Annotated in this window: 29 protein-coding genes; 15 read left to right on the top strand and 14 right to left on the bottom strand. The window is 64.9% G+C overall.

The window, feature by feature from the left end; translation table 11 throughout:
- Window positions 1-36: 36 nt before the first annotated feature.
- The 3 genes from IGX34_RS09175 to pilG are packed head-to-tail and all read right to left on the bottom strand — an operon-like array spanning window position 37 to window position 1,350.
- Window positions 37-582, bottom strand: coding sequence for a chemotaxis protein CheW (locus IGX34_RS09175; protein WP_192555415.1), 546 nt, complete (start codon window positions 580-582; stop codon window positions 37-39).
- Between the two features lie 7 nt (window positions 583-589).
- Window positions 590-961, bottom strand: a complete 372-nt coding sequence (locus IGX34_RS09170; protein ID WP_192555414.1) for a response regulator — start codon at window positions 959-961, stop codon at window positions 590-592.
- Window positions 962-993: 32 nt separating this feature from the next.
- On the bottom strand, window positions 994-1,350 hold the full coding sequence (pilG, locus tag IGX34_RS09165; RefSeq protein WP_188799497.1) for a twitching motility response regulator PilG: 357 nt from the start codon (window positions 1,348-1,350) through the stop codon (window positions 994-996).
- Between the two features lie 419 nt (window positions 1,351-1,769).
- Here pilG and gshB point away from each other — a divergent pair, with 419 nt between their 5' ends.
- Together gshB and IGX34_RS09155 are read left to right on the top strand one after the other, a co-directional pair.
- Window positions 1,770-2,732, top strand: a complete 963-nt coding sequence (gene gshB / locus IGX34_RS09160) for a glutathione synthase (protein ID WP_192555413.1) — start codon at window positions 1,770-1,772, stop codon at window positions 2,730-2,732.
- Window positions 2,729-3,589, top strand: a complete 861-nt coding sequence (locus IGX34_RS09155; protein WP_192555412.1) for a TonB family protein — start codon at window positions 2,729-2,731, stop codon at window positions 3,587-3,589. Before gshB ends, IGX34_RS09155 begins: the two co-directional genes overlap by 4 nt.
- Before the next feature lie 172 nt (window positions 3,590-3,761).
- On the opposite strand, the gene IGX34_RS09150 is transcribed toward IGX34_RS09155, so the two are convergent.
- The gene (locus IGX34_RS09150; protein WP_225737338.1) at window positions 3,762-4,358 is read right to left on the bottom strand and encodes a flagellar basal body-associated protein FliL; all 597 of its coding nucleotides are present in this window, start codon (window positions 4,356-4,358) and stop codon (window positions 3,762-3,764) included.
- A gap of 154 nt (window positions 4,359-4,512) precedes the next feature.
- On the opposite strand from IGX34_RS09150, the gene IGX34_RS09145 reads away from it, so the two are divergent.
- From IGX34_RS09145 to IGX34_RS09130, 4 genes are all read left to right on the top strand, one after another.
- Window positions 4,513-5,082, top strand: coding sequence for a YqgE/AlgH family protein (locus IGX34_RS09145; protein ID WP_192555411.1), 570 nt, complete (start codon window positions 4,513-4,515; stop codon window positions 5,080-5,082).
- Window positions 5,079-5,522: a Holliday junction resolvase RuvX gene (gene ruvX, locus IGX34_RS09140; protein ID WP_192555410.1), complete on the top strand. Its 444-nt coding sequence runs from the start codon at window positions 5,079-5,081 to the stop codon at window positions 5,520-5,522. Before IGX34_RS09145 ends, ruvX begins: the two co-directional genes overlap by 4 nt.
- Window positions 5,523-5,580: 58 nt before the next feature.
- Window positions 5,581-6,507, top strand: a complete 927-nt coding sequence (locus IGX34_RS09135) for an aspartate carbamoyltransferase catalytic subunit (protein WP_192555506.1) — start codon at window positions 5,581-5,583, stop codon at window positions 6,505-6,507.
- A gap of 85 nt (window positions 6,508-6,592) precedes the next feature.
- Window positions 6,593-8,365, top strand: a complete 1,773-nt coding sequence (locus tag IGX34_RS09130; protein ID WP_192555409.1) for a hypothetical protein — start codon at window positions 6,593-6,595, stop codon at window positions 8,363-8,365.
- Window positions 8,366-8,563: 198 nt separating this feature from the next.
- On the opposite strand, the gene IGX34_RS09125 is transcribed toward IGX34_RS09130, so the two are convergent.
- Both IGX34_RS09125 and IGX34_RS09120 read right to left on the bottom strand, forming a co-directional pair.
- Window positions 8,564-9,733, bottom strand: a complete 1,170-nt coding sequence (locus tag IGX34_RS09125) for a PilT/PilU family type 4a pilus ATPase (protein ID WP_192555408.1) — start codon at window positions 9,731-9,733, stop codon at window positions 8,564-8,566.
- A 53-nt stretch (window positions 9,734-9,786) separates the two neighbouring features.
- Window positions 9,787-10,824, bottom strand: coding sequence for a type IV pilus twitching motility protein PilT (locus IGX34_RS09120; RefSeq protein WP_192555407.1), 1,038 nt, complete (start codon window positions 10,822-10,824; stop codon window positions 9,787-9,789).
- A gap of 371 nt (window positions 10,825-11,195) precedes the next feature.
- Between IGX34_RS09120 and proC the strand changes: the two genes are divergently transcribed.
- Genes proC through IGX34_RS09105 form a run of 3 tightly spaced genes read left to right on the top strand, consistent with a single transcriptional unit; the run spans window position 11,196 to window position 13,156 of the window.
- A complete protein-coding gene (gene proC / locus IGX34_RS09115) occupies window positions 11,196-12,017 on the top strand; it encodes a pyrroline-5-carboxylate reductase (protein WP_192555406.1) in 822 nt (273 codons plus the stop codon).
- A gap of 15 nt (window positions 12,018-12,032) precedes the next feature.
- Window positions 12,033-12,608, top strand: coding sequence for a YggT family protein (locus IGX34_RS09110; protein ID WP_192555405.1), 576 nt, complete (start codon window positions 12,033-12,035; stop codon window positions 12,606-12,608).
- The gene (locus tag IGX34_RS09105) at window positions 12,608-13,156 is read left to right on the top strand and encodes a hypothetical protein (RefSeq protein WP_192555404.1); all 549 of its coding nucleotides are present in this window, start codon (window positions 12,608-12,610) and stop codon (window positions 13,154-13,156) included. Before IGX34_RS09110 ends, IGX34_RS09105 begins: the two co-directional genes overlap by 1 nt.
- 15 nt (window positions 13,157-13,171) lie before the next feature.
- Here IGX34_RS09105 and IGX34_RS09100 read toward each other — a convergent pair whose 3' ends face one another.
- The 3 genes from IGX34_RS09100 to pdxH are packed head-to-tail and all read right to left on the bottom strand — an operon-like array spanning window position 13,172 to window position 15,049.
- Window positions 13,172-13,981, bottom strand: coding sequence for a cobalamin-binding protein (locus tag IGX34_RS09100; RefSeq protein WP_192555403.1), 810 nt, complete (start codon window positions 13,979-13,981; stop codon window positions 13,172-13,174).
- 29 nt (window positions 13,982-14,010) lie between these two features.
- Window positions 14,011-14,451, bottom strand: a complete 441-nt coding sequence (locus tag IGX34_RS09095; RefSeq protein WP_192555402.1) for a secondary thiamine-phosphate synthase enzyme YjbQ — start codon at window positions 14,449-14,451, stop codon at window positions 14,011-14,013.
- Between the two features lie 10 nt (window positions 14,452-14,461).
- A complete protein-coding gene (gene pdxH / locus IGX34_RS09090; protein WP_192555401.1) occupies window positions 14,462-15,049 on the bottom strand; it encodes a pyridoxamine 5'-phosphate oxidase in 588 nt (195 codons plus the stop codon).
- 40 nt (window positions 15,050-15,089) lie between these two features.
- Between pdxH and IGX34_RS09085 the strand changes: the two genes are divergently transcribed.
- Window positions 15,090-15,920 carry a kinase gene (locus IGX34_RS09085; protein ID WP_192555400.1) on the top strand — a complete coding sequence of 277 codons (831 nt, stop codon included), beginning with the start codon at window positions 15,090-15,092 and terminating at the stop codon, window positions 15,918-15,920.
- A gap of 52 nt (window positions 15,921-15,972) precedes the next feature.
- On the opposite strand, the gene IGX34_RS22345 is transcribed toward IGX34_RS09085, so the two are convergent.
- Window positions 15,973-16,104 (bottom strand): hypothetical protein, encoded by a 132-nt coding sequence (locus IGX34_RS22345; protein ID WP_274380820.1) that lies wholly within the window; start codon window positions 16,102-16,104, stop codon window positions 15,973-15,975.
- Between the two features lie 222 nt (window positions 16,105-16,326).
- Between IGX34_RS22345 and IGX34_RS09080 the strand changes: the two genes are divergently transcribed.
- Window positions 16,327-17,079: a response regulator gene (locus tag IGX34_RS09080; RefSeq protein WP_192555399.1), complete on the top strand. Its 753-nt coding sequence runs from the start codon at window positions 16,327-16,329 to the stop codon at window positions 17,077-17,079.
- A gap of 30 nt (window positions 17,080-17,109) precedes the next feature.
- On the opposite strand, the gene IGX34_RS09075 is transcribed toward IGX34_RS09080, so the two are convergent.
- Window positions 17,110-17,940, bottom strand: coding sequence for an NAD-dependent epimerase/dehydratase family protein (locus IGX34_RS09075; RefSeq protein WP_192555398.1), 831 nt, complete (start codon window positions 17,938-17,940; stop codon window positions 17,110-17,112).
- Between the two features lie 102 nt (window positions 17,941-18,042).
- Here IGX34_RS09075 and IGX34_RS09070 point away from each other — a divergent pair, with 102 nt between their 5' ends.
- From IGX34_RS09070 to hemE, 4 genes are all read left to right on the top strand, one after another.
- The gene (locus tag IGX34_RS09070) at window positions 18,043-18,585 is read left to right on the top strand and encodes a shikimate kinase (protein ID WP_192555397.1); all 543 of its coding nucleotides are present in this window, start codon (window positions 18,043-18,045) and stop codon (window positions 18,583-18,585) included.
- Entirely contained in the window at window positions 18,582-19,679 is a 1,098-nt protein-coding gene (gene aroB / locus IGX34_RS09065; RefSeq protein WP_192555396.1) for a 3-dehydroquinate synthase, read from the top strand. Before IGX34_RS09070 ends, aroB begins: the two co-directional genes overlap by 4 nt.
- 233 nt (window positions 19,680-19,912) lie before the next feature.
- Window positions 19,913-20,176: a WGR domain-containing protein gene (locus tag IGX34_RS09060; protein ID WP_192555395.1), complete on the top strand. Its 264-nt coding sequence runs from the start codon at window positions 19,913-19,915 to the stop codon at window positions 20,174-20,176.
- A 3-nt stretch (window positions 20,177-20,179) separates the two neighbouring features.
- A complete protein-coding gene (gene hemE / locus IGX34_RS09055; RefSeq protein ID WP_192555394.1) occupies window positions 20,180-21,250 on the top strand; it encodes a uroporphyrinogen decarboxylase in 1,071 nt (356 codons plus the stop codon).
- A 101-nt stretch (window positions 21,251-21,351) separates the two neighbouring features.
- Here the strand turns inward: hemE and IGX34_RS09050 are convergent, their stop codons facing one another.
- The 3 genes from IGX34_RS09050 to yoaA form a co-directional block, all read right to left on the bottom strand.
- The gene (locus tag IGX34_RS09050; RefSeq protein ID WP_225737337.1) at window positions 21,352-22,950 is read right to left on the bottom strand and encodes an alpha/beta fold hydrolase; all 1,599 of its coding nucleotides are present in this window, start codon (window positions 22,948-22,950) and stop codon (window positions 21,352-21,354) included.
- A gap of 201 nt (window positions 22,951-23,151) precedes the next feature.
- Entirely contained in the window at window positions 23,152-24,588 is a 1,437-nt protein-coding gene (locus tag IGX34_RS09045; protein WP_192555504.1) for a sugar porter family MFS transporter, read from the bottom strand.
- A 90-nt stretch (window positions 24,589-24,678) separates the two neighbouring features.
- Complete coding sequence (gene yoaA / locus IGX34_RS09040) at window positions 24,679-26,658, bottom strand: DNA repair helicase YoaA (protein WP_192555393.1); 1,980 nt, start codon at window positions 26,656-26,658, stop codon at window positions 24,679-24,681.
- Window positions 26,659-26,741 lie beyond the last annotated feature (83 nt).

The following is a 26,741-nucleotide window of genomic DNA, read 5'->3' as shown; positions in this document are numbered from 1 at the left end:
GTCCGGCCGCATCTGGCACCGGTCCTGCTCATTTCGTTACGCGGTCGCCTGCCGGAAATCCGGCGCCCGCACCAGCTTGCCCATGCTGAACATCGCCAGCCGCTGCCCGTCCACGTCCACGCGGTCGTCGACGAAGCGGGTCAGGCGCGGATCGGCTTCCGGCTCCGCACCGCGGCGCTGCTCCGCATCCACCGTGCGCTGGCCGAACACTTCGTCCACCATCAACGCGACGTTGCCATTGCCCTGGCGCACCACCAGCAGGCGCGTACGCTCCGAATGCTGGGTGCGCTCGCTGAACAGGAAACGCGCCAGGTCGATCACCGGCATCAGGTTGCCGCGCACGTTAGCCACACCCAGCAGCCATTGCTTGGTGCCGGGTACCGGCGTCAGCGTGGGCACGGCCAGCAGCTCGTTGATTTCCTCGATGCCGCTGACGAACAAATGGCTGCCCGCGCGATAACCGATGCCGCGCCACAGGCCCGGCGCCTCGAAGCGCTCCTGCGTACCGGACGCGTGCGCCAGCGACAGCCGCTCGTAGCGGGCGAGAATCTCGAAAGGTGTCTGGGCGACGACTGCGTTCATGCTCACCTCAGGCCGCTTTGGGCAGCAGCTCGTCGATGCAGGCCAGCAATTCCTTCTCGTTCACCGGCTTGGTGATGAACGCCTTGGCCCCCTGGCGCATGCCCCACACACGATCGGTTTCCATCGACTTGGTGGTGATGATCACGATCGGTACGCCCGCGGTTTCCGGATCGCGCGTAAGCGTGCGCGTCGCCTGAAAACCGTTCATGCCCGGCATGATGACGTCCATGATGACAAGATCCGGTCGCGTGACGCGCACGCGCTCGATGCCGTCCTCGGCATTGTTGACGGCATCGACTCGATGGCCGGCGCGCTCGAGCAGCGTGGTGAACACGCGCACGTCGGTCGGCGAATCGTCGATGATGAGAATATTGGCCACAGCTCCCCCTTTAGAGCTTGTCCCCACGGACATCAAACCGTGGTGACATGGCGATGGATTGCCCCAAGCAGTTCATCGCGCGTGAACGGCTTGGTGAGATATTGCTCGGCGCCGACGATGCGGCCGCGCGCCTTGTCGAACAGCCCGTCCTTCGAGCTCAGCATGATCACTGGCGTCGCACGGAATTGCGGATTGTTCTTGATCAGCGCGCACGTCTGATAGCCGTCCAGTCGCGGCATCATGATGTCCACGAAGATGATCGACGGCTTCTGGTCCGAGATTTTGGCCAGCGCTTCGAAGCCGTCGACGGCAGTGAGCACGTCACAGCCTTCCTTCTTAAGCAAGGTTTCCGCCGTGCGGCGGATGGTCTTGGAGTCATCGATAACCATGACCTTAAGACCGGCCAAGCCGTTCGTACCTACGTTCAAGTTCACTTAACCCCCCTGTGGCCTTCCCCAGGCTCAGGTACGACACCCGGTACGCAGCCAAGGGCCGTTACCCGATGCAGATGAAAAATCCTGCAGAACACTTACCTACACGCCTGATCTTCGTCAGGGCGCTCCATCGTTGCTGTTTACTGCCTGCACGCCTTTCCGTCAAGGAAAAATCGCTTATGGCAGCCAGCTTTAGCGCCCACCCCCTATAGTTTCCCTGATCTTCACGAATGTGATGTTGATCACCATCATGTCCCGGGATGCAAAGCAACGCCCGGAGAAGGTTGCCAGCCGCCGTCCCCGCCCGCCGCCTTGCCGTACCGGACCGCCTCGGCGACGATGCACACCCCCGCTCGCTGATCACCGGAATTCCCATGCCCCGTTCGGTCGCCGTGCTGATGGATCCCATCGGCGCCATCAAGATCGCCAAGGACACCACCTTCGCCATGCTGCTGGAGGCGGCCCGCCGCGGCCATCGGCTGTACTACATGGAACAGGGCAACCTGGCCCTGCGCGACGGCGCCCCATGGGCCAGCCTGCGCCCGCTGACGGTGAAGGACGACCCCACCGGCTGGTTCACCCTGGGCGAGGCCCGCTGGACCGACCTGCGCGAGCTGGACGTGGTGCTGATGCGCAAGGACCCTCCGGTCGACGCCCAGTTCATCTACGACACCATGGTGCTGGAAGCGGCCCAGCGCGCCGGCGTGCAGGTCATCAACGACCCGCGCGCGCTGCGCGACTGCAACGAGAAGCTGTTCGCCACCCAGTTCCCGCAATGCATGGCACCCACCCTGGTGGCGCGCGATCCCGCCGAGCTGCGCGCCTTCGTGGCCGAGCATGGCGATGCGGTGCTCAAGCCGCTGGACGGTATGGGCGGCCGCGGCATCTTCCGCGTGAAGGCCGGCGACAAAAACCTCAACTCCATGCTGGAGACACTGCTGGCCGGCGATGCGCACGGCGAGGGGCGGCAGTTCGCCATCGCGCAGAAATTCATTCCGCAGATCAGCGCCGGCGACAAGCGCATCCTGCTGATCGACGGCGAACCGGTGCCGTATGCGCTGGCCCGCATCCCGCAGGGGGATGAATTCCGCGGCAACCTCGCCGCAGGCGGCCGCGGCGAAGGCGTGCCGCTGAGCGAGCGCGACCGCTGGATCGCCGCCCAAGTCGCCCCCGATCTGCGCCGCCGCGGCCTGCGCTTCGTGGGCCTGGACGTGATCGGCGACTACCTGACCGAGATCAACGTCACATCGCCGACTTGCGTGCGCGAACTGGACCAGCAGTTCGGGCTTAATATTGCCGGGTTACTGTTCGATGCGATCGAGAACACTCCTGCGTGAATGCCGTTGCCCACCGTCCCGGCGACAACAAGATCGGGGCCACCTTCATTTTTTCGCTGCTGGTCCACGGCCTGCTGCTGTTCGGCATCGGCGTCACCTACGTGGCCACGCGCCCGGCGCTGCCCACGCTGGACGTGACCCTGGTCAACGTGGCCAACAACGAGGCGCCGGACAAGGCCGATTTCCTCGGCCAGGCCAATAACAAGGGCGGCGGCGACAGCGACAAATCGGCCCGCCCCTCGCAACCCTTCTCCGGCCTGCTTCCCAAGCCGGATGCGGGCACGGCGCCGCAGCAGGTCGACGCTGCCACGCCCTCGCCGCAGCAAGCGACCGACCAGCGCATGCTCACCACCAGCGGCAGCAGCAATTTCAGCGTCAACAGCGGCACCACCAAGGACGAACGCGACACCGCCGCCAATGCCGACGAGGCGCGCATCGAACAACAGGCCGCGCAGCTCACCGCCGAGGTGCGCCAGCAAAGCCAGGCCTACGCCAAGCGTCCGCACAAGAAATTCATTTCGGCCAGCACCAAGGAATACGCCTATGCGGCGTATATGCGCGGTTGGGTGGACCGGATCGAGCGCGTAGGCAATCTCAACTATCCGGAGCAGGCGCGCGAGCAGCATCTGTACGGCGATGTGATTCTCACCGTCGGGCTCAACCGCGACGGCAGCGTGCACAGCATCGATATCACGCAGAGCTCGGGCCAGGCGGTGATCGACAAGGCCGCCATCGCCATCGTCAGGCTTTGCGCGCCCTTCCCGGCGCTGCCGCCGGACAGCAAAGAGAAAGTGGACATTCTCTACATCACGCGCACCTGGCAGTTTCAGCCAGGCGATGTGTTGAAGACGCGCTGACGCAACGTCGCCGTAGGTTGGGTTAGCGCAGCGTAACCCAACGATGTCGCCATTTCGCACGAACTTGACCGTCATGCGCAAGGCAGAACGCTTGCCATGGATGATGGAATCGTTGGGTTACGCTGCGCTAACCCAACCTACGTGCCATGCGTTGATCACTGTGCGTTTGGGCTCAGGACCGATCGTCCGGCATCAGATCCTCGTGCACCACCTGGGATGCCGCCAGGCGGCCCTTGTGGTCGTACTGCAGCACGATCACCCAGCCGAACACCTGCGATGGCCATTTGTCTCCGGGAATCAGCGCGGCGGCATCGCCACCCAGATCATCGATCAAGGCGGGAATCTCGCCATGATGCCAGGCGATCAGCACCTGCTTGCCGTGCGGCTCCTGGCGCAGCGCGTCGACCAGCTTCCTGGTCTGCTTGTCGGCAAAGCGGCTATCGATCGGCAGCTGCAGCGCCTCGCTCAGCGGTGTGATGGTGAGCCGCGGGCGCATGCTGGATTTGGAATCGGCCGCGGCATACAGCGCATTCGGCACCATCGGCGCACCATTGAGGCTGAAATGCTCGAAGTAGCCCACGTAGGCGCGCGCCCTGGCTTCGCCTTCCGGCGTCAGGCCCGCGCCGTCGGCCGGCTTTTCGGCGTGGCGGATGATCAGCACCGTGGCATCGGCCAGACCATCGCCGCTCCCATGGTCATGCTTGGCCAAGGCCAGGCTGGGGACGATCAGCAGGGGCAACAGCATCAGCAGCCGGGCCAGACGGTTCATGCGCGACTTCCCTTTTGGTAATCCAATACGACGCACCATAACGGTTCATCTCACCTCGCGATGACATCCTAATAACCTGCGCAGGCCAATATTCACCGCTTTTCCACGTTCACGCGCGGCAGACGCGGCGCCGGCCAGCGCATACAATGGCGACATGCGGCCCAAGACTCCCCAATCCCTCGCCGGACAGTTCCTGATCGCCATGCCCAGCCTGGCTGAGCCGCCTTTTTCCCGCGGCGTAGCCTTTCTCTGCCAGCACGATGAGGACGGCGCAGTCGGCCTGCTTGTGAACCAGTTGTCCGAATACCGCTTCGGCGACGTGCTGGCGCAGATGAAGCTGGACTGCGTCGACCACGAACTGGCCGATGCCCCGGTGCTGATCGGTGGCCCGGTGCAGCAGGAGCGCGGCTTTGTACTGCATCGCGAGCACGGCCACTGGGAATCCAGCTACCGCATCAACGGCGACTGGTCGGTGACCACCTCGCGCGACATCCTGGTCGCCATGGCCGCCGGCGAAGGCCCGCGGCTGGCCCTGATGGCGCTGGGCTATGCCGGCTGGAGCGCCGGCCAGCTCGAGCAGGAACTGAAAGACAACACCTGGCTCACCGCCGACGCCAACGAGCGGGTGGTGTTCCACACGCCGCTGGAGGAGCGCTGGAGCGCCGCCGCCGGTCTGGTCGGCGTGGATCCGCTGCAACTGCCCGGCTACGCGGGCCACGCATGAGCTGCGCGCTCGGCTTCGACGTCGGCAGCAAGCTTATCGGCGTCGCAGTGGGCAATCGCGTCACCGCCAGCGCGCGCGCCCTCGCCACCGTGGCGATGCGCAACGACACGCCCGACTGGGCCGCGCTCGATGCCCTGCGTGGCGAATGGCTGCCGGAGGCATTCGTAGTCGGGCTGCCGCTCACCCTCGAAGGCGAAGAACAGCCAGCCAGCAAACGCGCGCGCCGCTTCGCCGAACACCTGCAGCAGCGCTACCGGGTGCCGGTGATGCTGATGGACGAGCGGCACAGCTCGCGCGAGGCCGCGCAGCGTTTCGCACATGCGCGCGCCGCCGGCCTGAAGCGGCGGCGCGATGCGGTGCAGATCGATGCGGAAGCGGCGGCAGTCATTCTCGAGCGCTGGCTGCATCAGCACGTCGAAGCGGCGAACACGCTCCCGTAGCGCGTGCATCGTCATGAAGAACTGGCCCATTTCCAATAACAACATCAAGACGACCACCATGTTCCCACGCCTGCGCCACCTCACCACGCTGGAAAACCTCCCGCGCGAATGCATCGAACGCCTGCTCGACCGCGCCATCACCATGCGCGACGCCTGTGCGCACGGCACGCGCAAGCTGGATCTGCTTACCGGGCGCACGATCCTCAATCTGTTCTTCGAACCGTCCACGCGCACGCGCACTTCGTTCGAGCTGGCCGCACGCCGCCTCGGTGCGGACGTGATCAATTTCGATATCGGCTTCTCTTCCACCGCCAAGGGCGAGGAACTGTTCGACACCCTGCACACGCTCGAAGCCATGCACCTGGACGCGATCATCGTGCGGCACAAGGTATCGGGCACACCGGACGAACTGGTGAAGCATGCGATGAGCGGCGTGTCCGTGGTCAACGCCGGCGACGGCAACCGCGCCCACCCGACCCAGGGCCTGCTCGATGCGCTGACCATCCGCCAGCACCGCCCGGACTTCAGCAAGCTGATCGTGGTGATCTGCGGCGACGTCAAGCATTCGCGCGTGGCGCGCTCGGATGTGCACGCCTTCACCAAGCTGGGCGCCAAGGAAATCCGCCTGTGCGGACCGGCCGCCTTGATGCCGGAAGCCGAGGAGCTCCCCTCCTGCACCTTCTACGAGAGCTTCGACGAGGCGGTCGAAGGCGCCGACGTGGCGATCATGCTTCGCCTGCAGAAAGAACGCATGGCCAGCATCGACCTGCCCGACGAGGCCGCTTATTTCCGCGAATACGGCCTGGACACCCGTCGCCTGGCCAAGGCCGCGCGCGGCTGCCTGGTAATGCATCCGGGACCAATCAACCGCGGCGTCGAGATCGCCCCGGAGGTCGCCGACGGGCCGCAGTCGCGCATCCTGGAGCAGGTCGGCAACGGCGTGTTCGTGCGCATGGCGGTATTGGCCGAGATGCTCGCGCGCTGAACGCGGCCAGCAAGTATTCGCAGCGCCTGCGCCGTAAAGCGGGCATAATGTTGCGGTAACACGACACCATTACCCGGGGAAAGATATGCGTACGACCAAGCGCGTGCTGGCGCTGGCGTTGTCCGGCTTGATGCTGGCCGCCTGCTCGCACAAAGACAAGGATGCCCCCCTGGCCTTCGTGCCGGCGGATACCCCCTACGTGATCGCCAATCTCGACGTGCTCGACGACAGCACGCGCGAGGCCATCCTGGCCCAGGTCGATGCCGAGATGCCGGCACAGGTCGCGCAGATGAAGGCGCAGGCCGAGCAGATCCAGGCCACCGATCCGGACATGGCCAAATACCTGCGCACGGTCGCCAGCGAATTCGACGGCAAGAGCGCCAACCAGGTGATCCAGGAAACTGGCATCGACCCCAAGGGCTATTCCGCGTTCTACGGGCTGGGCCTGTCGCCGGTGCTGCGCATGCAGCTGGCCGACACCAAAGCGTTCGAAAGCTTCGTCGCCAAGCTGCAGAACGATTACGGCAAGAAATTCGATACCGCCACGGTGGGCTCGCAGAGCTACCAGCGCTATGTGGCCACCGCCTCGCATCTGCAGTTCATCATCGCGGTGACCGGCAAGCAGGCCGTGCTGGCAATGCTGCCGGATGACGCTGCCCAGCCGCTGGTGCGCCAAGCGCTGGGCCTGGATCGCCCGGCCAAGAGCATCCAGGACAGCGACGCCCTCGCCGACCTGGCCAAGGCCAAGGGCTATGCCAAGTGGGCGGTGGGCGAGATCGACCTGAGTCGCCTGCTGCCGCTGGCCAGCGGCGGCCAGGATCCGCTCGCCGTGGCGCTGCTGAAGACCCGCGCCGAAAGCGAATCGGCCAAGACCGGCGAACCGGTGGCCAACCTGCTGCAGGTGCCGGCCAGCTGCCAGACCGATGCGGCACGCATTGCCGCACGCATGCCGCAGATGAGCTTCGGCTACACCAATCTGGACGACAAGCATCGCGACATGCGCTTCGACGTAGCGCTGGCCAACGACATCGTCACCGCCTTCAACGGCCTGAAGGTGGAACTGCCCGGCCTTGGCGGCAATGCCAGCGCTCCGTTCGAGCTGAGCGTGGCCCTGCCGATGACCCAGCTGCGCGCGTTCTGGGGCGCTCAGGCCGATGCCGTGGCGGCCAAGCCGTTCACCTGCCCGATGCTGGAAAACCTCAACGAGAGCTTCAGCAACCTCGGCCAGGGCATGCAGAAGGCGGCGGTGCCGCCGATCGGCGACTTGCTCGGCCTGCATATCGCGCTGGATAGCTACACCCCCAACCCGAATGGCGGCATGCCCAAGGTAGCCGGCCGCGTGCTGGTCGGCACCAATAACCCGGCCGGCCTGCTGGCCATGGCCCAAGTCACCAGCCCGCTGATCGCCGGCGTGAAGCTCACCGGCGACGGCAAGCCGGTGGCGCTGCCGGCCCAGCTCACCAATGCGCTGGGCGAAACCGGCTGGGCGGCGATGGGCGCCAAGTCGCTGGGCGTAGCCGTGGGCGATGGCGAAGACAGCAAGCTGGCCGACCTGCTCACCCAGCCCGGCGGCGATGCGGGCGAGCTGATGCGCATGCACCTGGACGGCTCGATGTACAGCAGCTGGATCCAGCTGATGGAACAGCATGCCGAGAATGCCGCGAGCGCGGCGGCGGCTTCGAGCCCCGACGATGCCGATGCACAGGACGACCAGAAGAACGCCGCTGCGTCGCTGGCCAGCACCAAGACGCAGTTCGCGGCGATGCAGGCGGAAGCGGCGCATATCAAGGCGATCGGCGCGAATGTGCAGATGGGCGATCAGGGTCTGGTGATCACCACGCATACCGAGTTGAAGTAGCGCTTGCCTGCGTTGCAGGGGCACATGAAAAAGGAGCCTTTCGGCTCCTTTTTCTTTGCCCCTGATGTGTGTCGGACTACGCCACTGTCATTCCAGCGTTTTTGATACGGGGAAAGTCACTGGGTCCCGGCCTTCGCCGGGATGACGGTGAGGGGTGGCAGATGATCAGGTCAATCTGCAGTACTGCGCCTGTTTGCTCTAACGGCGCAGAAACCCGTTGCCGGCCCCGTTCTGATTGGTGCGATCCTCTTCCAGTTCCACGCCTTCCAGGCCCTGCGACAAGGTATGCGCATCGCCACCCTGCGACAGCTTGATGCGCAGGCGCACTTCGTTGGAACTGTCGGCGTGGCGCAGCGCATCTTCGTAGCTGATCTCGCCGGCCTGGTAGAGCGTCACCAGGCTCTGGTCGAAGGTCATCATGCCTAAGTTGGTGGACTCCTTCATCACTTCCTTGAGCTTGTGGATCTCGCCCTGGCGGATGTAGTCCTGCACCAGCGGCGTGCCCAGCATCACTTCCATCGCCACGCGCCGGGCCTTGCCGTCGGGCGTGGGAATCAGCTGCTGCGCCACGATGCCCTTGAGGTTCAGCGACAAGTCCATGAACAACTGCTGGCGCCGGTCTTCCGGGAAGAAGTGCAGGATGCGGTCGATCGCCTGGTTGGCGTTGTTGGCGTGCAGGGTGCACAGACACAAGTGGCCGGTTTCGGCGAAGTTGATCGCGTATTCCATCGTCTCGCGCGTACGCACTTCGCCGATCAGGATCACGTCGGGTGCCTGGCGCAGGGTGTTCTTCAGCGCGTTTTCCCAGCTGTCCGTATCGATGCCCAGCTCGCGCTGGGTGATGATGCAGCCCTCGTGCTTGTGCACGTATTCGATCGGGTCTTCGATGGTAATGATGTGGCCGGTGGAGTTCTGGTTGCGGTAGCCGACCATCGCCGCCAGCGAGGTGGACTTACCGGTACCGGTCGCGCCGACGAAGATGATGATGCCGCGCTTGGTCATCGCCAGCTGCTTGATCACCGGCGGCAGGCTCAGTTCTTCGATGGTGGGGATCTTCGATTCGATCCGGCGCAGCACCATGCCCACGCAATTGCGCTGGTAGAAGCACGACACACGGAAACGGCCCACGCCCTGCGCGGAAATCGCGAACTGGCATTCGTGGGTTTTTTCGAATTCCTCGCGCTGTGCCGGCGTCATCACGTTGATCACCATGTCGCGCGATTGCTGCGCCGACAACGGGCTCTGCGTGATCGGCACAACGCGCCCCTGCACCTTCATCGAGGGCGCCACACCGGCCGTGATGAACAGGTCCGAGGCCTTCTTGTGGACCATCAGTTTCAGGAATGAGGTGAAATCAAATTCGCTCATGGCGCTCTCCCCTAAGGACGTGCATCAAGATGGGGACACCACCCCACCCTGTCTTACTTGAACACTTCCTTGTTCTTCGCATAGCCGATCGCCTGCTGGCGCGCGATCTGACCGCGCTTAACCAGGTCGAGCAGATTCTGGTCCAGCGTCTGCATGCCGTACTGCTGGCCGGTCTGGATCGAGGAATACATCTGCGCCACCTTGTCCTCGCGGATCAGGTTGCGGATGGCGGGAATGCCCACCATGATCTCGTGCGCCGCCATACGGCCGCCGCCGACTTTCTTCAGCAGTGTCTGCGAAATCACCGCGCGCAACGATTCGGACAGCATCGAGCGCACCATCGGCTTTTCGCCGGCCGGGAACACGTCGATGATGCGGTCGATGGTCTTGGCCGCCGAGCTGGTATGCAGGGTGCCGAACACCAAGTGGCCGGTTTCCGCCGCGGTCAGCGCCAGGCGGATGGTTTCCAGGTCGCGCAGCTCGCCCACCAGGATGAAGTCCGGGTCTTCGCGCAGCGCCGAGCGCAAGGCTTCGTTGAAGCCGTGCGTGTCGCGGTGCACTTCGCGCTGGTTGACCAGGCACTTCTGCGAGGTGTGCACGAATTCGATCGGATCCTCGATGGTGAGGATGTGGCCGTATTCGTTCTTGTTGATGTGGTCGACCATCGCCGCCAGCGTGGTGGACTTGCCCGAGCCGGTCGGGCCGGTGACCAGGATCAGGCCCTGCGGCTGCTCGATCAGCTCGCGGAAGATCTTCGGGCAACCCAGGTCGTCCAGGGTCAGCACCTCGGACGGAATGGTACGGAATACCGCACCCGAGCCGCGGTTCTGGTTGAACGCGTTGACGCGGAAACGGGCAAGGCCGGGAATCTCGAAGGAGAAGTCGGTCTCGTAGAATTCTTCGTAGTCGCGGCGCTGCTTGTCCGACATGATGTCGTAGATCAGCGAATGCACCTGCTTGTGCTCGAGCGCCGGAATGTTGATACGGCGCACGTCGCCGTCCACGCGAATCATCGGCGGCAAGCCCGCCGAAAGGTGCAAGTCGGATGCCTTGTTCTTCACCGAGAAGGCAAGCAGTTCGGCGATGTCCATCGGATGTATCCCCTCAACCGATCGTCAATGATGGAAGCTCAGCCACAAACAGGACGACGGTAGGTCATCTTGGACGGACGCGCGGAGGCGGGCCGATCTGCCCCGCCACTCCCCCTATCCCGTGCAGCCGGCCTGATACTACTCGGGGCAGCGGTAAAACAGCCAGCCTTTCAATCGCCTAAATGCGGGCGTGAGCACATTAAAAGCCGGGAACATGCGGGGCGAGGCAGCCCTCGGCTTGGCTTGCTTGTAACAGACCCGCTGCAGGCCGCAGCAGGCTGTCTCGCGGGCGAACCGCCATGCCCCGTTCCCTGTTCCCGCTACGCCGCCTTCAGTAAGGTATGCCTTCTGAAGACCCGGACAACCGCAACATGACCCGTATTGCATTCATCGGCGGCGGCAACATGGCACGCAGCCTGATCGGTGGCTTGCTCAAGACCGGCGCAGCCGCCGCCAACCTGCGCGTGGCCGAGCCGATGGCGCAGGCGCGCGAATCCCTGGGCCGCGATTTCGGCGTACCTACCTTCGCCGACAACCGTCAGGCCGCGGCCGACGCCGACGTGCTGCTGCTGGCAGTGAAACCGCAGGTGATGCCGGCCATCCATGCCGAGCTGCGCGATACCTTGCAGCGCAACCGTCCGCTGCTGATCTCGATCGCCGCCGGCGTGCGCATCGACCAGTTGGAACGCTGGTTCGGCAATCTGTTGCCGATCGTGCGCTGCATGCCCAACACGCCGGCCCTGATCGGCGCCGGCGCCACCGGCCTGTGCGCCAACCTGCGCGTGACGCCGCAGCAGCGCGAACAGGCGCAACACATTCTGGATGCAGTGGGCATCACCCGCTGGATCGACGACGAAAAGCTGATGGATACCGTCACCGCCGTTTCCGGCTCCGGGCCGGCCTATTTCTTCGCCATTGTCGAGGCGCTGGAAGAGGCCGCCGTGCTGCAGGGCATGCCGCGCGAAACCGCGCGCATCCTGGCCACGCAGACCTGCCTGGGCGCCGGACGCATGCTGGTGGAAAGCAACGAGGCGCCCGCCACCCTGCGCCAGCGCGTGACCTCGCCGAACGGCACCACCCAGGCCGCGCTGGAGAGCTTCAGCGCCGACCAGCTGCCGCGCGTGGTCGCGCGTGCCGTGGCTGCCGCAACCCGGCGCGGCGAAGAACTGGCCGCCGCGCTGGACAAGGAATAACTCTCAGGAAATCCCATGCCTTATTTGCTCAATGCCTTGTCGATGTTGATCCAGGTGGCGTTCGGCGCCATCGCCACCCTGTTCATGTGCCGCCTGGCCGCCGAAGCCACGCGGGCCGATTTCCACAATCCGCTCAGCCAGTTCATCTACCGCTACACCAATCCGGTGCTCGCGCCGGTGCGCCGCGCGCTGCCGAACTGGCGACGCATCAATCTGGCCGCCCTGCTGGTGGTGTGGCTGAGTCTGTTGCTGGAACGGCTGGTGATTTTCCTGCTCGCCGGTTTCCTGCCCGGGGCGCCCGGCTTGCTGGTGCTGTCGCTGGCGGATCTGCTCGACTTCGTGCTGCTGTTCTATATCGTGGTGATCTTCGGCTGGTCGTTGCTGACCATGCTGTCGGCCGATCCCTATCAGCCGGTGGTACGGCTTGCCGGCGCCATGGCCGAGCCGCTGCTGCGGCCGGTACGCGGCAGGATGATGGTGGGCAGCATCGATTTCTCGCCCACCGTGGTGGTGATCGTGTTGCTGCTGGCGCGCATGCTGATCGCCGCACCGCTGCTCGATTTCGGCACCGAACTCGTGCGCGGCGGCTGATGTTCAAGCCTGCGCTGCTGCTCGGCCTGCTGGCGGCAACCGTCGCCATGCCGGCCGCGGCACAGCAACCGCCGCAGGTGATGCTGCGCGGCACGGTCGTTACCGGCAGCGGCGAACATCCGGCCTGGTTCACCTTGATCTGCACGCAAGGAACCGGTGGTGCGCTTTCGCTGCAGCTGATGCTCGGCGCGGATACCGCACCGGACTTTCCATTCGATGCCTACGAAGGGCCGCGCGCGCCAGCCGCGACCCTGCCCAGCGCGCAGTTCGAGGTCGGTGCGCAGCGCTTTGCACCCACCCAGGTGGCCGGCTGGTTCAGTGGCGACAAGGAAGGCGCGTTCGTGTTCGGTGTCGCCACGGCCGTGGGCAAGCGCGATACCGCTACCGACGTGGCCGCCGCGCTGGGCCAGCCGCATGCGACGCTGCGCTGGATTCAGCTCGGCAACGATCTGCAGACGCCGCCGCTGGTGGCAACGTTCACGCCAGATGCGCAGCAAAGCCACGCGTTGCAACACGTGGCGCAACCGTGCCTGCCGCGGCACGGTTAGAGGCTGCCGATCGGCTCAGTGCTGACGGGCCGCCCACGCCGCGAGCACCGCATGGATCGCATCCAGCCCGTCGAACAGCGCGGCCGGTCCGGGCTGCAGGATGATCGGCGACTTGATCTCATGCAGATCACCGTTGCGCACTGCCGGGATCTGCTCCCAACCGGGGCGCGCTGCCACTTTTTCCGGTCGGAAGCGCTTGCCGCACCATGAGCCGAGGATGATGTCCGGCGCCCGCCGCACTACCTCGCCACCGTCGGCAAGAATGCGATGCTTGGCGAGCGACTCGCGCGAGTGCTCGGGGAATACATCCTCGCCGCCGGCAATGCCGATCAGCTCCGCAACCCAACGGATGCCGGTGATGATCGGCTCGTCCCACTCTTCGAAATACACCTTGGGCCGCCGCGGCCACTGTGCCGCTGCAGCACGCACCTGTTCCAGATGCGCTTCGGCGCGCTGCGCGTACTGCTCGGCCTGCTCATAGGCGCCGACCATCGCACCGAGCCGCCGCACATACGCGAGGATGCCGGCCACGCTGCGGTGATTGCTGATCCACACCTCGATGCCGGCGCGGATCAGTTCGCGCGCGATATCGGCCTGGATATCGGAAAAGCCGATCACCAGGTCCGGCTGCAGGGCCAGAATTTCATCCAGCTTGGCGCTGGTGAAGGCCGAGACCTTGGGCTTTTCCTTGCGCGCCCGCGGCGGCCGCACGGTGAAACCGGAAATGCCCACGATGCGATCCTGCTCGCCCAGGGCATACAGCACTTCGGTCGGTTCTTCGGTAAGGCAGACAATGCGCTGGGGAAAGGAATCGTTGGCTTTCATGCTGAAGTGCTAAAGAAGTTAGGCGCAGTTCAATGCCCGAACACCGTCACGGTGACCTTGCGCTGGTGCGGATCCACCCGGTGTTCCCACAGATAGATGCCCTGCCAGGCACCCAGCTGCGGCTTGCCGCCATGCACGGGAATGGTCAGGCTCACGCCGGTGAGAATGGCGCGCACATGGGAAGGCATGTCGTCGGGACCTTCCGCATCGTGCTGGAAGATCCGGTCGCCATCCGGCACGGCGCGGGCAAACCAGCGCTCCAGGTCGGCGCGCACCGCCGGATCGGCATTTTCGCTGATCAGCAGCGAGCAGCTGGTATGTGCGGTGAAGACATGGGCGATGCCGGTGTGCACGCCGCTGCTGGCGACCAGTTCGGCCACCTTGTCGGTAATCTCGCTGAAGCCGCGGCCGCGGGTATGCACCGTAAAGCCATGCTGTGCGACATGTTCGGCAGGCGTGGCGCGGCTCATCGCATACTCCTCAGGGATACAAGAGTCTGCTGGTCCAGGTCTGGCCGTGACGGTCCCAGCGCACGCGCTCGTGCAGCCGGAAATTGGCGCCGTACCAGAACTCGATCATGTCCGGCTCCACCACGTAGCCGCCCCAATGCGGCGGACGCGGCACATCCTGGCCGGCGAATTGCTGCTCGTAGTGCGCCACGCGCTGCTCGAAGGTTTCGCGCGCCGGCAGGGTCTGCGATTGCAGCGAGGCCCAGGCGCCGATCTGGCTACCGCGCGGACGACTGACGAAGTAGCTATTGGATTCCGCTTCCGGCAACTTGCGCGCCAGGCCTTCGACCCGTACCTGCACCCCTTCGCGCAGACGCTTCCAATGGAAGCACAGTGCCACCTGCGGATGCGCCTCCAGCTGCACGCCCTTGTCGCTCTGGTAATTGGTGAAGAAGCGGAAGCCGCGCTGGTCCGCGCCTTTGAGCAGCACAATGCGCGCGCTGACCCGTCCGGCCGCGTCGACACTGGACAGGTTCATGGCGGTCGGCTCAGGATCGCCGCTGGCAACGGCCTGATCGAGCAATGTATTGAAAGTGTCAAGAATCTCAGGTTTCAGCATAAGGGCTTGAATCGTGGCGCATGCAGGTCATCATGAAGCGATGAAGGAGGATGCTAGCACGCAGAATCAGGCCCTCGCCGGGCACCTGCTCGATCATTACGCCGGCCGCATCGCGCGGACCCACCGGCCGTACGTGCTCGGTCTCTCCGGCCTGCAGGGCAGCGGCAAGAGCACTCTGGCCCGGGTCATCAAGGCCCAGGCCGAGCAGCGCGGCTGGCCGACCGAAGTGCTGGCGCTGGACGACTTCTACTACTCGCGCAGCGAACGCGAGCTGCTGGCCCACCAAGTGCATCCGCTGCTGCGCACGCGCGGCGTCCCGGGCACGCACGAGATCGAGCTGCTGCTATCGGTGCTGGCGGCGCTGCCCCACGCCTCCGACAAGCTGCCGGTCACCTGGCCGCGCTTCGACAAGGGCCGCGACACGCGCACCCCGCCTTCACGCTGGCCGCGGGTGATCCGGCCGCCCCGGCTGGTGATCGTCGAAGGCTGGGCGCTGGGCCTGCGCCCCCAGCTCGAAAGCGCGCTGGACGAACCGGTCAACGAACTGGAACGCACGGAAGATCCGGACGGACGCTGGCGGCATTGGGTCAACAAGCAATTGCGCGCCTATCAGCCCTTGTGGCGCAAGCTCGATGCACTGATCGTGCTGCAGGCGCCGAACTGGGAAGTGGTGCGCAGCTGGCGCAGCGAAACCGAAAAGGAATTGCTGGCCCGAGGTGCGCCGCTGGCCATGGACGCCGCGGCAATGAAGCGTTTTCTCGCCCATTTCGAACGGCTCAGCCGCCATGCGCTGGCCACCCTGCCGGTGCTGGCCGATACCTGTGTCGAATACGACACCCACCATCAGGTAACCGGCCTCAACCATAGCTAGGTCCACCTGCCGCTGCCGCCAGTTCGCGCGCAGCCCTTGCCGACGAGCCGTTTCATACCGTCGCCGGATCGCTCTGGCGATGCCCTGCTGCCTCGCCAAAGCCGCGCAAATTAAGAATAGAACGATTGGCCGTCCCGGCAGGCATTCCGATAATCCCTTCGATCACATTCGAAACCGTGATCACGCACTACCGATCCATATTCAAATTTCCTCTATCAACTCGGACATTGGTTCATTCCTGACATATGTTTCGCAATGCGCGCGGCGGAACAGATCCAAGCGCGGAAACGAAGCGTCATCGAAGGACTACGCCGACTGCCAGCCGCCTCCCGATGCGGCGCAGCGGTCCAATCGCCTTGGTCGCGTGTCATGGAGGACATCCCCATTGCAGCGGAACGTCGTACCCATGAAATTGCCCCCAGATAAAACGGTTGTGGACCCACGGCATATTTACGGCCGTCCATTGCGGATCGCGATCGCCGACGATCATCCCCTGCTGCTCTCCGGCCTCACCTACGAGCTGGAAAAGCAGCCCGGCGTCACCATTGTCGGCGCCGCGCAAAACTCCACCGAACTGGTGGAAATGCTGCTGCGCCAGCCCGTCGACGTGGTCGTTTCCGACTACGCCATGCCCGGCGGCGTGCATGGCGACGGCATTTCGCTGTTCGGCTACCTGCGGCGGCGCTATCCCAAGACGCATGTCATCGCCGTCACCATGATGAGCAACCCCGGCGTGATCCGCTGCCTGGCGGCACAAGGTGTCGGCTGCATCCTCAGCAAGTCCGACTCGCTCGCCTATGTAGCCGGCGCCCTCTACGCCGCCCTGTCCGGCAAGCGTTTCTATTCGCCTACGATCGAAGCGATCATGCGGATGCACAACAATGACGACGATCCTTCCGAACCACTCACCAAAAACCTGACCAACCGCGAACTGGAAGTGATCCGCCTGTATGTATCGGGTCTGACGGTAAGCGAAATCGCCGACCGCCTGCACCGCAGCAAGCAGACCATCAGCACGCAAAAAATGAGTGCGATGCGGCGACTCGGCATCCGCCGGGATGCCGACCTGATCAAATACGGCATGGATTCGCAGCTGGTGCTGAAGGACATGCGCAATACCGGCGACGCGACACCGTCGCCAGAAGATAAATCTTCGTAACGGTGTTGCGCGAAACGTGCCGCGTCCGCTTCAGCGCAACAGCGCGGCGTAGCCGGCGCGCGAATCCGGCCAGCGCAGGCTGAAACCGCTGTCACGCAGACGCGCATTGCTCAGCCGCTTGCTGCCGACGGCAGCAGGTGCAGGACCCTCCGGCGGCACCGGCGCACCGATCAGCGCGGCCACGCTGCGGTAGAGCTCGTGCAGCGGCAGCGGCGTATCGTCCGCACCGATATACGCATCGCGCGGATCCGCCAGCGCAAGCAGATGCACGATCGCGGCCGCCGCATCGTCCACATGCATGCGATTGGCCCAATGCAGCGGCTGCCGTGGTGCGCACGCGTTTCCCGCCCTGATCCGCTCGACCAGCTGCATGCGGTCGGGGCCATACAACCCAGCCAGACGCAGCACCACGCTGCGCACCGGCTGGGCGGCCAGCCAATGCTCCGCCTCCAGCAATACCCGGCCATTGAATCCAGGCGGCGCGGGCGGCGTGTCCTCGTCCACCCAGGCATCGCCGTGCTCGCCATACACCGCGCTGGACGATACGAACAGCACGCGCTGCAGCAGCGATGCCTGCAACGCCTGCAGCACGTGGCGCAGGCCATCGAGGAAAATCGCGCGGTACGCCTGTTCTTCGCGCCCGGCCGGCGTGGGCAGATAAACCAACTGAGTCACGCCGCCCGGCAACTGCGCAAGGGATTCCGGCCGGGTCAGATCCCCTTGCAGCCAGCGGATGCCATCGCGCTGCGCTGCCGGCGGGCTGCGGCGCAGGGCAAACACTTCATGCCCGGCAGCCACCAGCAACGGCGCCACGCGCAGGCCCAGGTCGCCGCATCCGGCCAGCAATAGTCGTTCAGCCATCCATCCAGCTCCGGGCCAATATCTGCGCATTTTATCCGCGCAAGCCCGCAACACGCAGACGGCAACTGCCTGAAACCCGCCGCGGCATACTAAAATCGGCGCATGAATCCTTCGCGCAACCTGTTCCTGATCGGCCCGACAGGCGCCGGCAAGACCTCGATCGGCCGCCAGCTGGCAGCGCGCTACGGCCTGCCGTTTCTCGATCTGGACCAGGAAATCGAGCGCGTGATGGGGGTGCCGGTGAGCACCATTTTCGAGATCGAAGGCGAGGCCGGCTTCCGCCTGCGCGAACAGGCTGTGCTCGATACCTGCAGCCGGCATCCGGGCGTGCTGCTGGCCAGCGGCGCCGGTGCCGTGCTCGATCCGCTCAATCGCCGCCACCTGGCCGAGCGCGGCTATGTGGTCTGGCTGCAGGCCAGCGTGCCGCTGCAGTTGCAGCGCCTTGCACACGACACCACCCGCCCCCTGCTCGCCGACACCGATCGCGAGCCCAGGCTGGAAGCCATGGCCGCGACCCGCACCGCGCTGTACGAAGAGATCGCCGACCTGGCGATCCCGCACGGCGGCGAGCAGGAAAACCTCACCATCACCATCGAGCGCTGCATGGCGCTGATCGATCACCACTGGAACCGGCAAGCAGCATGACGCGCACCGTTGCACCTGAAACCATCGACGTCACCCTCGGCGCACGCAGCTATCCGGTATGGATCGGCCGCGGCCTGCTCGACGACCACGCCCGCTGGCGCGCCGCACTGCGCGGGCGGCATGTACTGGTGATCAGCAACCACACCGTTGCGCCGTTGTATCTGGAACGCGTAGCGCGCGGGCTCGACGGGCTGCAGTGGTCGTCCTTCCTGCTCGACGATGGCGAAGCGCACAAGAGTTTCGCCAACGTCGGCCACGCCCTACAGGCGCTGGCTACGCTCGGCGCCACCCGCGATGCCTGCGTGATTGCGCTGGGCGGCGGTGTGGTCGGCGATCTGGCCGGCTTCACCGCGGCCTGCTGGATGCGCGGCATCGACTTTATCCAGATGCCCACCACCTTGCTGTCGATGGTCGATTCCTCGGTCGGCGGCAAGACCGGCGTGAATCTTCCGGCCGGCAAGAACCTGGTCGGCGCCTTCCACCAGCCACGCGCAGTGATCGCCGACATCGGCACGCTCGACAGCCTGCCCGAGCGCGAATATCGCGCCGGCCTGGCCGAGGTGATCAAGGGTGCCGCAATCGGCGATACCGCGTTCTTCGCCTGGCTGGAAGCGCATGCCGATGCCTTGCAGCGTCGCGACGAAACCGCGCTGGTGCAGGCCATCGCCACCAAGGTGCGCTACAAGGCCGGCGTGGTCGCCCGCGACGAAACCGAACAAGGCGAACGCGCCCTGCTCAATCTCGGCCATACCTTCGGCCACGCTCTGGAAACGGCGGGACGCTACACCACCCTGCTGCACGGCGAAGGCGTGGCGGTAGGCATGCTGCTGGCCGCACGCCTGTCCGAGCGCCTGGGCATGAGCGGGGCTGAAGACAGCGCACGCCTGACGCAGCTACTGCAGGCGGCCGGCCTGCCCACCGCGGTGCCGGCCGGCTTCGATCCGGAGCAGTTGCTGGGATTGATGCGGCTGGACAAGAAGAACACCGCCGGCACCCTGCGGCTGATCCTGTGGCGCGGGATCGGGCAGGCGGAAATCGTGACCGGCGTGAACGAAGCAGACGTGCTTGCGGTGCTGCGCGAGGCAACCAATTGAATCGTGCATCCGTAATCTTCAATCCAAGCTCAATCTGCTCCCTCCCCTACGTGAAGTAGGGGAGGGTTGGGGTGGGGTGAAGCCCACACACTTGCCGCAAGCTCGTGCAACCCCACCCCGGCCCTCCCCTGCCTACGCAGGGGAGGGAGAAAATCACCGCACCCTCGCTAGCAAGTCGTCCCGCCTCTAGAATGACCAGCCTGCGGCATGGCCGCATCGCCTTACAGGACGCCATGCGCCTCTATCTGCAAACCATGCCTGCCTCGGCCGAGCCGCCGCGCTATGTCCAGATCGTGCTGGAGCAGGATCTGCTGGGCGGCTGGACGCTGTATCGCGAGTCCGGCATCCAGGGCGGCCGCGCCACGCTCAAGCGCGACCAGTATCTGGAACGCGACGAGGCCATCGCCGCCTTCGAAAAATTGCGCGACACCCAGCTCAAGCGCGGCTTTCGCGTGATGTTTGCCCAAGGGCTGGATGGCCCGTACGGACGCCGATAAACCATGCCAACCCCGTTGAAGAATGACCGCTTGCTGCGCGCGCTGCGCCGCGAGCCCGTCGACACCACACCCGTCTGGGTGATGCGCCAGGCCGGCCGCTACCTGCCCGAATACCGCGCCACCCGCGCCAAGGCCGGCAGCTTCATGGCGCTGGCGCAGAACCCGGAACTGGCCTGCGAGGTAACGCTGCAGCCGTTGCGCCGCTTCGAGCTGGATGCGGCGATTCTGTTCTCCGACATCCTCACCATTCCGGATGCGATGGGCCTGGGCCTGTCGTTCGCACAAGGCGAAGGCCCGCAATTTGCGCGTCCCGTGCGCAGCCGCGCCGATGTCGCGCGGCTCGGCGTGCCGGATATGGAAACCGAACTGCGCTACGTGATGGACGCCGTGCGCGTGATTCGCCGCGAACTCGACGGCAGCGTGCCGCTGATCGGTTTTTCCGGCAGCCCGTGGACGCTGGCCTGCTACATGGTGGAAGGCGAAGGCTCGCGCGATTTCGCCACCGCCAAAGCGATGTGCTGGAACGAACCGGCCACCGCGCACCAGCTGCTCGATACGCTGGCGCGCTCGGTGGCGGCTTATCTGAGCGCCCAGGCCGCCGCAGGCGCACAGGTGCTGATGGTGTTCGATACCTGGGGCGGCATGCTCGGTCCGGCTGCGTACCGTGAATTCTCGCTGCGTTATATGGCGCAGGCAGTCGATGCGCTGAAGGCCGATCCGCACGCGCGCGAGCTGCCGATCATCCTGTTTTCCAAGGGCGCCCATGCGCATCTCGCAGCCATGGCCGATACCGGCTGCGCGGCGCTCGGCGTGGACTGGACCATCGATCTGGCCGATGCGCGCCGGGCAGTGGACGGCAAGGTCGCGCTGCAGGGCAACCTGGATCCGGCGGTACTGCGTGCGCAGCCGGACATCATTCGACGCGAAGTACGGCGGGTGCTCGACAGCTACGGCAAGCATCCGGGCCATGTGTTCAACCTCGGGCACGGTATAACGCCCGAAGTGGATCCGGAGCATGTGAAGGTGCTGGTGGACGAGGTGCACGCGTACAGCCGGATCTTGCGCGGCAGCTGACGTCGGCTTTCCGCCTGCCATATCGCCTCACCGTCATTCCGGCGCAGGCCGGAATGACGGTGAGGCAGCGAACAGCGTCACGCAAGCGCAACGCGTCAGGTTCAGTGGAACGAAACCGTCAAGGTCGAAGGCACGGCGGTCGATGCGCTGAAAGTCACATCGCTGTTCAACGGCGTCACCCCCGCATAGCGCAGATCATTGGTGCCGATCACCAGCGCCAGCTGATCGCCCTGCTTCATCTGCCAGTCGGTGGCTTCGAGCTGGATGCCGATCGTCTGCGACACGCCCACGGCTGCATTGTTGAGCGTATACGGCTTCCAGGTGATCAACTGGCCGATGCCCGAAGCATTGATATCGTAGAGATAGGCAATCAGAGTCAGCCGATTGCTGGTCGGCGTAACGGTGAGCTGCAAGGCCGGCATGCCCATCAGGCTCTGCGCCTGCGTCGCCGCCGGACTCACCCACACGCCGGCATTCCAGCGATTGACCAGCGACAGTGCCACCGAAGGCGGCAGATCCAGGTAACCGGTCAAGGCGCCGCTGACAAAAGCCACGCCGGTGGTCGCCGCAGTGAGATAGCCGCCGGTAATGCCGTATTGCCAGCCGCCGCCGGTGCCTGTGCTGAGACTTCCGGTGCATTGATAAAGCAGACCGCAGGACACCGGCTTGGTCAGCTGGTAAGTCACCGCGCCCTGCTGCACCGCATTCCAATCGGCGAACGTGCTCCACGTGCCGGTCTGCGATTTCAGCTGCACCGGTGGCTGCGTGTCGATGCCATTGTCGACACCCTTGAGGTAATGATCGAACCAGGCATTCACCGCGCTATAGATCTCGTTGGGAAAACCGAACGCACCCGCCAGCTCGGCAGTGGTGTGATCGCCGTGCGAAAACATCATCCTCTTCGGCACCGTCAGCTGGTTGTAGAAGTTGATCAGCTGGCTGGGCACGAACAAGCTGTCCTCGTAGGCATTGGCCACGAACACCGCCGTACCGTTCGCATTGAGTTGCGCCACCGCGTTGATAGGTGAGCGCCCTGGCGTATTCGGATCGTTCTGCACTGCCTGTACCGCGCCGGCAAAGTTATCGGCCAGTACGTCGGTATTGACCTGCGCCATCAATGCGCCCGGCTTGCCCAGATAGCTGGCGAACGAAAGCAAGCCGATGCCCTGCTGGCTCGGTGTCTGGTTGGCATCGAGCGATGCAACCAGATCCGCCCAGGTACTCATCGAGGCCACCGCCTTGATGCGTGTATCGTGCTCCGCCGCCAGCAGGCTGGTACCGGCGCCATAGGAAATGCCGGAGACACCGATCGCCTGCGGATTGGAGGGCGTATTGCTCAGCGCCCAGTCGATCACCGTGCTTACATCGCCGATGGTCAGCGGGCCGTCGATATCGATGTAGCCGCAGTGCGGATTCAGTCCGCATAGCGTGCCGAAGCCGCGCGAGCTGTAGCTGATCACCACATAGCCATCGCCGGCCAGCGCATTCGCCTCGCCCACGTATTCGGTGTAGTTCTCGCCCCAGCTGGAAGGCATCACCACCAGCGGAAACGGACCGCTGCCCGATGGCACCGCCACATAGGCCTGCAGCTGATAGCCGTCAGGCGTGGGAATCGAGGTGGATGTACCCGGAAGCGTTTGCGCTGCCGCCGGCACGGCCAGTGCCAGCATCGACGCAAAAAGGGTGAACCAGACTGCCATGTGTCGCATACCGCCCTCCGCAGATATGTGAGGCATTCCCCCGCGCATCCGCCAGTTGCGGATGCAGCGCGCACATGTGCGCTCACGCGGGTGATGTCCGCGTGATCTGCTTGCATCAGGTGTTAATGCTTGCCGGCGAGCGCGTTAATGCTGCACGTTTGAAACGGGCACTGAAGCGTGCCCGTTTCATGCAGCGATGCGTCAGGCGTGCATATCTTCCAGCTCGATGCCACGTGTCTCGCGCACCGCACGCATCACGAACAACAGCGAGATCAGGGCGAACAAGGCATACAGGCCGTAGGCGAAGGCCAGCCCGACTTCCGCCAGCCACGGGAAGGTGCTGGTAATGGCGAAGTTGGCAATCCACTGCGCCGCAGCTGCCACCGCCAGTGCAATCGCGCGAATGCTGTTGGGGAACATTTCGCCCAATAGCACCCACACCATCGGGCCCCAGCTCAGGCCGAAGCACACTACGTAGGCATTGGCCGCGACCAGCGCAATCATGCCCCACGGCGCCGGCAGGCTCAGGTTGGCGCCGCTGCCCGCCGCTTGCGAAAAACACAGCGCCATCAGGCCCAGGGTTATCGTCATGCCGGCCGAACCGATCAGCAGCAGCGGCTTGCGACCGATCCGGTCGACCAGCGCGATCGCCACCAGCGTCACCAGCACGTTGAGAATGGACGTGGCGACGGAGATGGTGAACGAATCCGCATCGCTGAAGCCGACCGAATGCCACAGCGTTTTGGAGTAATAAAAAATCACATTGATGCCGACGAACTGCTGGAACACCGACAGCAAAATGCCCGTCCACACGATCGGCAGCAGGCCCCCGCTCGGACTGCGCAGGTCGCGCAGCGTCGGCCGGTACTCCACCCGCAAGCTGTGCGTGATGTCGTTGATCTTGGCGTCCAGGGCGGCGTCGCTGTGCATGCCCAGCACCTTGGCCAGCACGGTCTTCGCTTCAGCAGGACGTCCGCGCGCCACCAGATAACGCGGCGATTCCGGCACGCCCAGCACCATTACGCCGTAGATCAGTGCCGGTACGGTGGCGACCAGGAACATCCAGCGCCACGCCTCCAGGCCCAGCCAAAGCAGATGGGACTCGCCGCCGGCCGTGCTCGCCAGCCATGCATCGCTAAGCAGCGCCACGAAGATGCCCAGCACGATCGCCAGCTGCTGCATCGAGCCCAGCCGCCCGCGCACATTGGCGGGCGATACTTCCGCGATATACGCGGGCGCAATCACCGAGGCCACGCCCACGCCGATGCCGCCGACCACCCGCCACACCACCAGATGCCAGACGTTGTGCGCCAGCCCCGCCCCCTGCGCGCTCAGCACCAGGAACAAGGCGGCTACCTGCATGGTGCGCACGCGCCCCAGGCGATCGGCCAGCTGGCCGGCGTACCATGCGCCCAGCGCCGAACCGAGCAAGGCGCAGGACACTGCCAGGCCGATCTGCGCCACGCCGAGCCCGAAGCTCATGCGCACCGCATCCACGGCGCCGTTGATCACCGCCGTATCGAAGCCGAACAGGAAACCGCCGATGGCGGCGGCCGCGGCTATCAGCACCACGCGTGCCGTGGCGCGCTCGCCATCCCCCTGCGCAGCGCCCGCCGATGTAGGTGTATTGAGATTCATAGCGATCATGCTCCCCGCATGATGATGTGAAGTGAGAGGCGATTCTGCGTGCGCGCCCTAAACCTGTCCGCCTGAATACGTATGCACGGCCTACGGCCCCGCTGCCGGGAAACTATCACGCGGCTCGGCGCCGGAGGTGTCCCTCACCTCCGGGGCCTGCGCAAAGAAGGCACGCACCTGCGCCAGTTCCCGCGTACGCGGCATCGGCGGCAGGCTGGCCAGAAACAACTTGCCATAGCCCTTGCTGCTAAGGCGCGGATCGCACAACACCAGCACACCGCGATCGTGCACGTCGCGGATGAGCCGGCCCGCGCCCTGCTTCAGCGCGATCACCGCGCTGGGCACCTGCCAGCCCATGAACGGATTGACGCCCGCTTGCTCCAATGCTTCCAGCCGCGCCTGCAGCACCGGATCGTCCGGCGCGGCAAACGGCAGCTTGTCGATCACCACCACCGACAAAGCCTCGCCGGCAACATCCACCCCTTCCCAGAAACTGGCGGCGCCGAGCAACACACCATGGCCGCTGGCGCGGAACTCCTCGAGCAACTGATGCCGCGGCGCGCTGCCCTGCACGAACAAGGGCCACGGCACCCGATCGACCAGCAATTCCGCGGCGCGGCGCAGGGCGCGATGCGAGGTAAACAGCAAGAAGGCACGGCCGTTCGATGCCTCCAGCACCGGCATCACTGCATCGATCACGCGCTCGGTGTAATCGCGCGCGGCCGGATCGGGCAACCCGTCGGGCAGGTAGCACAACGCCTGGCGCGGATAGTCGAACGGACTTTCCAGGCTGATGGTCTGCGGATCGTCCAGGCCGAGCTGGCGTGCAAAGTGATCGAAATGGCCGGCCACCGACAAGGTCGCCGACGTATGGATCCACGCGGCATGGGTGCGCTCGCGCATCGCGCGCAGCGGCGCCGCCAGATCGAGTGGCGTGGCGTGCAGGGCGAAGCCGCGCGGAAACAGTTCGTACCAGCGCACGTCATGCTCGGAATGTTGTTCGAGAATGCGGTCGAGGCGCTCGGTGAGGCTCGCCGCACGCTCATGCACATTCATGAAACCGCGCGAGCGCTCCGCCTGCGAAGCCAGTAGATCGGTGAGCACGGCCAGCAATTCGACCAGGTCATGCAGCGATGCCGGCACACCCTCGCGCTTGAGCAGTTCGTGGAAGGGTCCGCGTATCGGCAGCGGCTCCAGCGCCAGGCGCAGTTTGCGCACCGCTTCCTGCAATGCTTCGACGGGTTCGAGCAGCAGGCCGATCGCACCGGTAATGCCATTGCATTCGGCCAGTGCGTCCTGGGCCAGTTCGGTAAGCTGGCGCGCGCTGAGGCTTTGCGAAAAAAATTGTCCCGCCAGCTCCGGAATCTGATGCGCTTCATCGAGGATGAAGGCATTCGCACCCGGCAGAATTTCGCCGAAGCCTTCCTGCTTCAAGGCCAGATCGGCGAACAACAAATGATGATTGACCACCACCAGATCCGCTTCCTGCGCATCGCGGCGCGCCGCCACCACATGGCAATCGTCGTAGAACGGACATTCCACGCCGAGGCAATTTTCCGGCGTGGAGGTCACGCGCAGCCACAGCGGCGAATCTTCCGGCACTTCGGCCAGCTCCATGCGATCGCCGCGCCGTGTGCGCGCCGACCACGCGCGAATCGCCGCCAGCTGCGTCGCCTGTCGCCGATCGAAACTCGCGCCTTCGCGCACTGTCTGGTCGAGGCGATAAAGGCACAGATAGTTGGCGCGCCCTTTCAGCAGCGCGGTTTTCAGGCGCGCACCAAGCACCGAACGCACCTTGGGCAGATCGCGGAAAAACAGCTGGTCCTGCAGCGCCTTGGTACCGGTGGATACGATCACGCGCTCGCCCGACAACAAAGCCGGCACCAGATAAGCGTAGGTTTTGCCGGTACCGGTACCCGCTTCGGCAATCAGCGTTTCGCCTTCGGCAATGGCGTGCTGCACCGCCCTGGCCATCGCCTGCTGAGCGGGGCGCGGAGCGAAGTTGGGCAATTCGCGGGCGAACGGGCCTTCGGCGCCGAGCAGGGCGTCGATGTCATCGGGGTCGGTCATCGGGCGAGTATCGCGCAGGGGCGGATTCCGGGAAACAGGCGCACCGTCCCACACCCTTATTCCGGCGCAGCCCGGAATCCATG

It is taken from the genome of Dyella acidiphila, from assembly GCF_014863405.1.
GTDB classification, from domain to species: Bacteria; Pseudomonadota; Gammaproteobacteria; order Xanthomonadales; family Rhodanobacteraceae; genus Dyella_B; species Dyella_B acidiphila.
Note: the sequence above shows the minus strand (reverse complement) of the source record. Positions and strands in the feature narration are given on the sequence as shown.